Origin of the sequence: Mycobacterium sp., from assembly GCF_035499775.1 — a bacterium.
Classification (GTDB): domain Bacteria; phylum Actinomycetota; class Actinomycetes; order Mycobacteriales; family Mycobacteriaceae; genus Mycobacterium.
Genome location: NZ_DATJYB010000425.1, coordinates 1 through 8,435 on the forward strand (window position 1 = coordinate 1; position 8,435 = coordinate 8,435).

The 8,435-nt window shown below is 68.7% G+C and carries 6 protein-coding genes and 2 pseudogenes; 4 read left to right on the top strand and 4 right to left on the bottom strand.

Features of this window, described 5'->3' with window-relative positions; translation table 11 throughout:
• Positions 1-297, top strand: a pseudogene (locus tag VML93_RS26350) (IS110 family transposase); the annotation flags it as partial.
• Between the two features lie 147 nt (positions 298-444).
• On the opposite strand, the gene sigC reads toward VML93_RS26350, so the two are convergent.
• Positions 445-999, bottom strand: coding sequence for an RNA polymerase sigma factor SigC (gene sigC / locus VML93_RS26355; RefSeq protein ID WP_325615210.1), 555 nt, complete (start codon positions 997-999; stop codon positions 445-447).
• 153 nt (positions 1,000-1,152) lie between these two features.
• Here sigC and VML93_RS26360 point away from each other — a divergent pair, with 153 nt between their 5' ends.
• The 3 genes from VML93_RS26360 to VML93_RS26370 are packed head-to-tail and all read left to right on the top strand — an operon-like array spanning position 1,153 to position 6,142.
• On the top strand, positions 1,153-2,679 hold the full coding sequence (locus VML93_RS26360; RefSeq protein WP_325615211.1) for a PPE family protein: 1,527 nt from the start codon (positions 1,153-1,155) through the stop codon (positions 2,677-2,679).
• On the top strand, positions 2,676-3,554 hold the full coding sequence (gene bla, locus VML93_RS26365; RefSeq protein WP_325615212.1) for a class A beta-lactamase: 879 nt from the start codon (positions 2,676-2,678) through the stop codon (positions 3,552-3,554). Before VML93_RS26360 ends, bla begins: the two co-directional genes overlap by 4 nt.
• A 20-nt stretch (positions 3,555-3,574) precedes the next feature.
• On the top strand, positions 3,575-6,142 hold the full coding sequence (locus VML93_RS26370) for a hypothetical protein (protein ID WP_325615213.1): 2,568 nt from the start codon (positions 3,575-3,577) through the stop codon (positions 6,140-6,142).
• Between the two features lie 7 nt (positions 6,143-6,149).
• Here the strand turns inward: VML93_RS26370 and VML93_RS26375 are convergent, their stop codons facing one another.
• The 3 genes and pseudogenes from VML93_RS26375 to VML93_RS26385 all read right to left on the bottom strand — a co-directional run.
• Entirely contained in the window at positions 6,150-7,622 is a 1,473-nt protein-coding gene (locus VML93_RS26375; RefSeq protein WP_325615214.1) for a precorrin-2 C(20)-methyltransferase, read from the bottom strand.
• Entirely contained in the window at positions 7,619-8,239 is a 621-nt protein-coding gene (locus VML93_RS26380; protein WP_325615215.1) for a precorrin-8X methylmutase, read from the bottom strand. Before VML93_RS26380 ends, VML93_RS26375 begins: the two co-directional genes overlap by 4 nt.
• A gap of 9 nt (positions 8,240-8,248) precedes the next feature.
• A pseudogene (locus VML93_RS26385) lies at positions 8,249-8,435 on the bottom strand (precorrin-3B synthase); the annotation flags it as partial.

Genomic DNA, 8,435 nt, shown 5'->3' on the forward strand with positions numbered 1-8,435 from the left:
TCGCCCCTGACCATCGCGTCGGGCAAGAAACGCGCCGTGCTGGCCCGCTACGTCCGCAACCACCGGCTTTACGACGCCGTCGACCAATGGGCCTTCTGCGCCCTGCAGACACGCCCCGGCGCCCGCACCTTCTACGACCAACGCCGTGCCGCCGGCGACCTACACCACCAAGCATTACGCGCCCTCGGCAACCGCCTCGTCGGCATCCTGCACGGCTGCCTACGCCACCGAACCCACTACGACGAACACAAAGCCTGGGCACACCGTCAAACCGGCCCCAAAACTCGAGCCGCTTGACACTTACGCAGCTGGGATGTCTAGCCGGTGCCCACGCCAGGCCCGCCCCGCCGCCGCCGGGAGTGCCGAAACTGAACTGAGGCCGCCGAAACTGCACACAGATCGCGATTGAGCGCCAAACCACGCCCTCACTGCAGTCTCGGTGAGCTAGCCGGTCAGGTCGTCGCGTTCGCCGTCGGCCAGCAGCGCGTCGCGAGCACGGGCGACACGGGACCGGATGGTCCCCACGGGGCACCCGCACACCGCCGCGGCATCGGCATAAGACAGGCCGAGCAGCTGTGTGAGCAACAGCGCCTCCCGCTGTTCGGTGATCAGGCCGCCGATCATGGTGGTCACCTCGACGAGATCCTCGAACCCGCGAGTGTGGCGATGGCCGTCGAGCAGGCGTTCGGGATCGGCGCCGGGTGCGGTGCGGGGCCGCGTTTGCGCCTGGCGGATGTGATCGGCGACGACTCGACGCGCGATGGCCAGTAGCCAGGTACGGGCGCTGGAGCGCCCGGAGAACCGCTGAATCGAGCCGATTGCCCGCAGAAACGTCTCTTGGGTCAGATCGTCCGCATTGCCGACGTCCGACAGATAGGTGACAAAGCGCCACACGTCTTGCTGGGTGGCTTTGATGAACGACTCCAGTGCCCGCTCGTTGCCCCGGGCCGCGGCTAAGGCGAGCGCGGTAACGGCTTCGTCGTCGCTCCGCGCGCTCATGGTTTTCCACCTTAAACGGGTGGGCCCGGTGAGTCTACGACTGGCTGTCGTAGGGCCACTCAGGCCGAACTCATAGAAAGCCGAAGGAACCAAACGAAGTCGTCTGCCGACCACTGATTGCAAGCAATCCGGTTGTTTGGAGGGAGGATTCGCGTGAGCGCCCCGATTTGGATGGCGTTGCCGCCGGAGGTCCACTCGGCGATGCTGAGCAGCGGGCCGGGACCCGGTTCACTGCTGGCGGCCGGCGCCGCGTGGTCGTCGTTGAGCACCGAATACGCCGCGGCGGCCGACGAACTCAGCGGGCTGCTGGGCGCGGTTCAAGGCGGGGCCTGGGAGGGGCCCAGCGCGGCACAGTACGTCGCGGCGCATGGCCCGTATCTGGCCTGGCTGCTGGACAGCGTCGCCAACAGCAGCGCCAAGGCCGCACTGCACCAGACGGCCGCCGGCGCCTACAGCGCCGCGCTCGCCGCCATGCCCACGTTGGCCGAACTCGCCGCCAACCACGCCATTCACGCCGTGCTGCTCGCAACGAACTTCTTCGGGATCAACACCATCCCGATCGCCCTGAACGAAGCCGACTACCTGTGCATGTGGCTACAAGCCGCCGAGACGATGACCGCCTACCAAGTCGTCACGGACTCCGCGCTGGCCGCGGTTCCCGCGAACGTGCCCGCGCCGCAGATCGTCGCCCCGGGCGGAGAGGCTCGCGCGGCGGCAACCCAAACCGCGGCAGAGACCAGCACGTCGTGGCAGGACCAGCTTGCGGCCATCATCCAGCAGTACACCTCGAACTTTGCCTGGCCAGTCTCGGCCGACTTGAACCCCGAAGGCTGGCCCATTCCGGCGGTCCCGTTTGCCAACGGGCTCTCCTCTGCGCTGCTGCAAATTCCCGGCATGTCCCCAACGCTTGCCACGACGATTGCCTGGGCCACCTTTCACACGCTGATGATCTTCTGGCCCTTTGGGACACAGGCGGTTCAGCTGGCGATAACGCTGGCCCCGGCAATGGTTGCCGCTGTTCCCGCTGCCGGCGCTGTGGGTGCGGCGGCGGGTGCAGCGGGCGCCGCCGGCATCGCGTTGCCGCTATCGCTGCCGCTGGCTGCTGCAGCGGCGCCGGTGCCGTTGGGGGCTGCGCCGACTCCGACGGTGACGGCCGGTACCCCGGCAAGTGCGGGCAGCGCCCCGAGCGCACCCAACAGTGCCGCGTCAACTACCGCAACGGCGTCCGGCGGCGCGCCGCCTGGCGGCGGTCCCGGGGTCGGATTCGGTCCGGGAGTTTCGGATGGTGTCGGTGCGGGCATGGCCGACTACTTTTATGCCGTGAGCCTGTCGGGATTGTCGGCGCGCAGCAGTGCCAGCGGTCGCTCGCGGCGTAAGTCCTCCGAGCCTGCACCGGACGACGCCGAGGCCGCGGCGACCGGGGCGGCGTCGGCCCGCGAGCGGTTGCGCAGTCGCCGGCGTCGTGGGGGAGAAGCCAAAGATCACGCCTACCGCTACGAGTACCTGGAACCCGAACCGCCGTCGGCGTCCGACACGGGCGCCGGACCGCTCGGATTTGCCGGGGCCGCAAGCAAGCCGACCGGGTTGGTCACCCTGGACAGCGACGGGATGAGCAGCGGGACGAGCATGCCGCTGTTGCCGAGCAGCTGGCAGCGCGACCCGCCTAATGTGGAGTCGTGACAGGCCTTTTCAGGCGCCAGCTGCTCGCAGCAGCCCTATTGGTCCCGCTGGCGGGCTGGGCGCGCCCCGCAAGCGGTGCCCCTCCCGCCACCGACCGCTTTGCCGAACTCGAGCGACAGTACGGCGCTCGGCTCGGGGTGTATGTGCCCGCGGGCAGCCCAACCGCGGAGATCGCCTACCGGGCCGACGAGCGGTTCGCCTTCTGCTCGACGTTCAAGGCGCCGCTCGTCGCGGCCGTGCTGCAGAAGAATCCGCTCACCCATCTGGACACGGTCGTCACCTACACGCGAGACGACATCCGGTCGGTCTCGCCGGTCACCGAGCAACACGTCGAGACCGGAATGACCATCGGGCAGCTGTGCGATGCCGCGATCCGGTACAGCGACGGCACCGCCGCCAACCTTTTGCTCGCCGATATCGGCGGCACCGCCGCCTTCACCGCCTACCTGCGCAGCCTGGGAGACAACGTCAGCCGCCTGGACCAGCAAGAGCCGGAGCTGAACCGCGACGCCCCGAACGACGAGCGAGACACCACGACTCCGCGCGCGATCGCCCTTGTCTTCCAACAGCTTGTGCTGGGCGACGCGCTGCCCCCCGACAAGCGGACGCTGCTCACCGATTGGATGGCGGGCACCACCACCGGCGCCAAACGTATCCGGGCGGGATTTGCCGCCGACTGGAAAGTGGCCGACAAAACCGGAAGCGGCGACTACGGCCGGGCCAACGACGTCGCGGTCGTGTGGTCGCCGACCGGTGTCTCTCATGTGGTGGCGATCCTGACCGATCGCGCCGGCGGCGGGTCTGACGCGGAGCCCCGCGAGGCGCTCATCGCCGCCGCGGCCGGGCTCGTCGCGGCGCAACTGATCAGCCCCTAACCCGGGTACTCTCGCGATCTATGAGCGTCGTTCCCGGCGGTCCATTTGAGATTGTGGAGCTGCGGGTACACGGCGTGTCAGGTTCGCCGCCAGCCCAGCTGCTGCATTATCCGTCCGAGCTAGTCGAGCTGTGCTACGGCGACGACAACGTCGGCTTTTACCGACGCAGCGATGACTCGGCGGTCGTGACGTCCGACGACCCCGACTCACCCACCCCGCGCCCCGCCGGGTTGGTGTCCGAAGCGTTCTCCTGGGGTCACCTGACCTCCGGGCCGGCGACGCGGGCTCTGTGGCTGCTATTTCTGCCGTTCGTTCTCGTCAATCTCGCCCACTGGATGCTGCCGCCGACTGAGGTCAAACCCAGCAGATGGGCGTCGTGGTCGGTGCGGTTATTGCGGGTCTTTGGGCTCACGTTGTCAGTCACCTTGCTGTTCGCGATGATGTCGGTGCTTGTCGACCTGGTGGGCTGGCAATGTCCGGACCTTCCGCAGTGCTCGGACCGGTTGGGTCCGTTGCGGGTCCTATCCGGGTGGACGCCGGGGATGCGCTTGGCAGCGACGGCGGCTCCCGTGCTGGCGGTCGTGGCGGTGCTGCTGCTGATCGGAAAGCCGAACCCGCGGATCGGTGAGCCCCCGCCCGATGCCGCGAAACGCGGCACATCACCGCTGACCAACCCGAACTTTTGGAATGGGGACCCTTCCGTCAGCCGACTGCGCGCCTGTCACATGACGGTCTGGTTCTCGACGGTCGCGGCGTTGGTTCTCGCCGCTTCGTGGACGATCACGGGTACCTCACCGCGCACGCCTACCGCGGTACTTCTCGTCGTGCACCTCGTGTTCGTCTTGGCGGGCCTCGTCTTCACGTTCTGGGACCGCGTCACCGCCCGCGGTGGCAGGGGCCTGCGCCGCGACCAGGGCGATCGCACCCACAGCTGGCCCCAGTGGATGTGGCTGTCGTCGATGGCCCTGAGCATCGCATCGCTCGGTTGGGTGTTCGGCAGCCACTGGTACGCGGGCCATCGCAACCCCGGCAGCAAGATCGCGGTGCACGGACCCCTGCCATACCTCCCGACGGCGACACGATGGCTGATCGGTGTTCAGCTGCTGCTCCTGCTGGCGCTCCTGGTGGCGACGTGGCTGTCGAGGCGGTCAGCTGCGCATCTGCCGTCCGACTACCGCCCCACGCTCAGGGGTCTGACGGCACCGTGCGTTGCCACCCTTGCCTGGCTGATCGGCGGCGAAGCATCGGTCGCCGTCGGCTTCTGGGTATCGCGTTACCTGGGTCAGCCCGTCGGATCGGCCGAGGCCGCCGCGGCGGTGACGCAGCACAATGCTGACGCACTCCGGGCCGCATCGACCAGCGTGATCGGGATGGCGAACCCCGCGAATGACGCGACCGAGTCGTCATCGAAGATGCTTCGGGATTTCGTCAACGCAGCCAACGGGCAGGCGCCACTTCAACTTTCGGCTGTGTACTTCGTCGCCTCGATGGTCAACCTGGTGGTGATCGCGGCGGTGATCATCATGGCCGTCACGACGGCCGTGCTGACTTGGCACCGTGGCCGCACCCGGATTTTGCAACAGACCTGGTCCGACTATGGCGACGCCGAAAAGGAGGGCAAGAGGCTGACAGTGATGCGAACCGCCCGGGCTAGGGCGATCTCAGACGCGCGGGCGTGGGCTGCACTGACTGACCATGTACCCGTGCTGCTGGCCAGTGTGATCGTCGTGGCCGTTGTCGCCGGCGCAATCTTCTCTACGCTCGTACCTTCGTGGCTGGGCGGCGCCACCGTGCGCTCAGGCTGGACAGCCGTTCTTCTGACCGGCCAGGGTGTTACCGCGTTTGTCGCCACTGCGGCAGTGGGGCTTGCGTATAAAGCCTTTCGGAGTTCGGAAACCCGGCGTCGCGTGGCGGTGATGTGGGACGTGGTGACGTTTTGGCCGCGCGCGGCGCATCCGTTGGGACCGCCCTGTTATGGGGAACGCGCCGTGCCCGATCTGTGGCTGAGGTCAACGCTGCTGGCCCGCGAGTCCAAAGTCGTCATGGCGGCGCATAGCCAAGGATCGGTCATCGGTGCCGCCGCGCTCTTGATCAACGCCGTCCCGGCGGGCGAGGCCGCAGCTGCCCCGGCGGAGACGTCATTGCTGTCTCGACCCGTAGCCGTGCTGACCTTCGGGTGCCCTCTTCGTCGCCTTTATGCGCGAAACTTCCCTGCTTACTTCGGGTTTGACACGCTCGAACTGCTGAAAGCACAGGCAACCGGTACGTCTTCTCGGTGGGTGAATTTGTGGGCTTTGACGGATCCGATCGGCGGCTGGGTTCTCACCGAAGACCTCGGCCCGCCGCCGGTTGATACCCCCACCGGCAACACGGTCGATCGCCGGCTTCTCGATGCCACGGCGCTCGAACCCGTCAACGGCCGATACCCGCCGATCTGCGGGCATTCGGGGTTCTGGACCCGCCGTGAATACGCAGAGGCCCTGGCCGCGTTGACAACTCGCATCGTCCAGCCGCCGGCCCCGCCCGTGCCGGCGCCGCCTAGCCCGACCGAGCCCACCCCGTTTCGCTTACCGGCCGCCGGCGAATGAGGGACGGTTAGGCGGGGTAGCGTCGGGGGGTGAACACCTGGTCACCGGAATCTGTTGCGTGCCATTGTGTTTGGGATGATCCGACGATCAGCAGGCAGCGCATGTCGACGTCGGCGGGGTCCAGGTCGGCCAGCCGCACGACGCGGACTTCTTCGTCGGGGCCGGACACGTTACGTCCGATTACCACCGGAGTACCGGGGTCGCGGTGGGCCAGCAGCACATCTCGCATGGCGCCGACCTGCCAGGTTCGCGACTTGGAGGCCGGGTTGTAGATCGCCAACACCAGGTCGGCGGCGGCCGCGGCTTCCAGGCGCGCGGTGATCACGTCCCACGGCTTGAGCCGGTCGGACAACGAGAGGACCGCGTAGTCGTGGCCCAGGGGAGCGCCGACCCGACTGGCGACGGCCTGGGCGGCGGTCATCGCCGGAATCACCCTGATCCGCACACCGGGCCACTGCTTGGCTTCCTCCAACACAGCCGTGGCCATCGCGAACACCCCCGGATCGCCCGACGACACCACCGCCACCGCGTGGCCCCGATCGGCGAGCGAGCAGGCTAGTCGCGCACGCGCCGGTTCGTCGGTGTTGTCGCTGGGGTGGCGTCTCTGGCCGTCGCGGACCGGAACGCGGTCCAGGTAGCCGCCGTAGCCGATCAGGTCTGTGGCCGTGGCCAATTCGCGTCGGCTTTGCGGCGTCATCCAGTCCGTGTCGCCCGGTCCCAAACCCACCACGGCTACGGTGCCGGCGGTGCCGGAATGCCTGCGCCCGCCCGGCAGCATGGCCAGCGAGAAGTAGGGCACGCTGGTCTCGTCGACGTCGGCGGCCGGCAGCACGCGTTGCGCCGGGGTGCTGGCCCGCTCCACGTAGAACGCGTCGTCGAGCTGGCCGGACGCCGAAAGTGCTTCGCGGACATTGTGATACGAGCGGCCCAGTTTGAGTACCACGGCCGCGTCCGCGTCGGCCAGGCGGCGCGTCAGCTCGGCGACCGGCAGGGTGCCCGGCAGCACCGACAACACCTCGTCGCCGGCAACCAGTGGCGTCGCGACGGCCGCCGAGGCGGCGCTCACCGAGGTCACGCCGGGCACGATCACCGCGTTGAACCGCTGCGTCAGCCGAGTGTGCAAATGCATGTAGGAGCTGTAGAACAGCGGATCGCCCTCGGCGAGCAGCGCCACGCTGCGGCCCGCGTCCAGGTGCGCCGCGATTCGCTCGGTGGCCTGCGCGTAGAAGTCCTCGAGCGCGCCGGCGTAACCGCCGGGATGGTCGGTCGTCTCGGTGGTCACCGGATAGACCAGGTGCTCCTCGATCTGGCCGGGCCGCAGATACCGTTCGGCGATGCCGCGCGCGATGCTGCGACCGTGGCGCGCGCTGTGGTACGCCACGACATCGGCCTCGCCGATCACCCGAGCGGCCTTGACCGTCACCAACTCCGGATCACCGGGCCCCAACCCGACTCCCCACAGCGTGCCCCGCTCGGTCACTCGGCTGCGATCGCGTTGACGGCCGCGGCGGCCATGGCGCTGCCACCGCGGCGGCCCCGCACCACCAGATAGGACATGCCGCGGGGTCGGTCGATGAGCTCCTGTTTGGACTGCGCCGAGCCGACGAATCCGACCGGCCCGCCCAGCACCGCGGCGGGCGCCGGAACTCCCTCGTCGATCAGTTCGAGCACCCGGAACAGCGCGGTGGGCGCGTTGCCGATCGCCAGCACCGCGCCGGGCATCCGGTCCGCCCACAGCTCCACTCCGGCCGCCGAGCGGGTGGTCTGCCTACGCGCGGCCAGCTCGGCCGCGCGTGGATCGGCGACCAGCGACACCACTTGGTTGTCGGCGGGCAGCCGCGCGGTGGTAATGCCGGCGGCCACCATCGACGAGTCGCACAGCACCGGAGCGCCGTCCCGCAGAGCGGTGCCGGCCCGCTCGACGACGTCGTCGGTGTAGGCGATGTGTTCGGTGAGGTCGATCTGTCCGCAGGTGTGGATCAGCCGGACCACCACCCGTGCGACATTGGCGGGGAAGCGGGTCAGGTCGGCTTCGGCCCGGATGGTCGCAAACGACTGACGGTAGATCTCGTCGGCGTCGCGCAGGTAGTCGAGCACCCGCCCACCTTAAGACCTGAGCAACCGGTATCCCGTCCCGGTGGCGACCAGGACCTCACCGGTCGGCGGGCTGCCGCAGGCCCGTTCGCAGCCGACGAAGTGGCGGTGCGCCGGGTAGGCCCCGTCCAGCGACTGCGCCGCGTCGGCCCGCACGTCGGCGGCTGAGTGGGCGCAACCGGGGCTGCCGGTGCAGGAG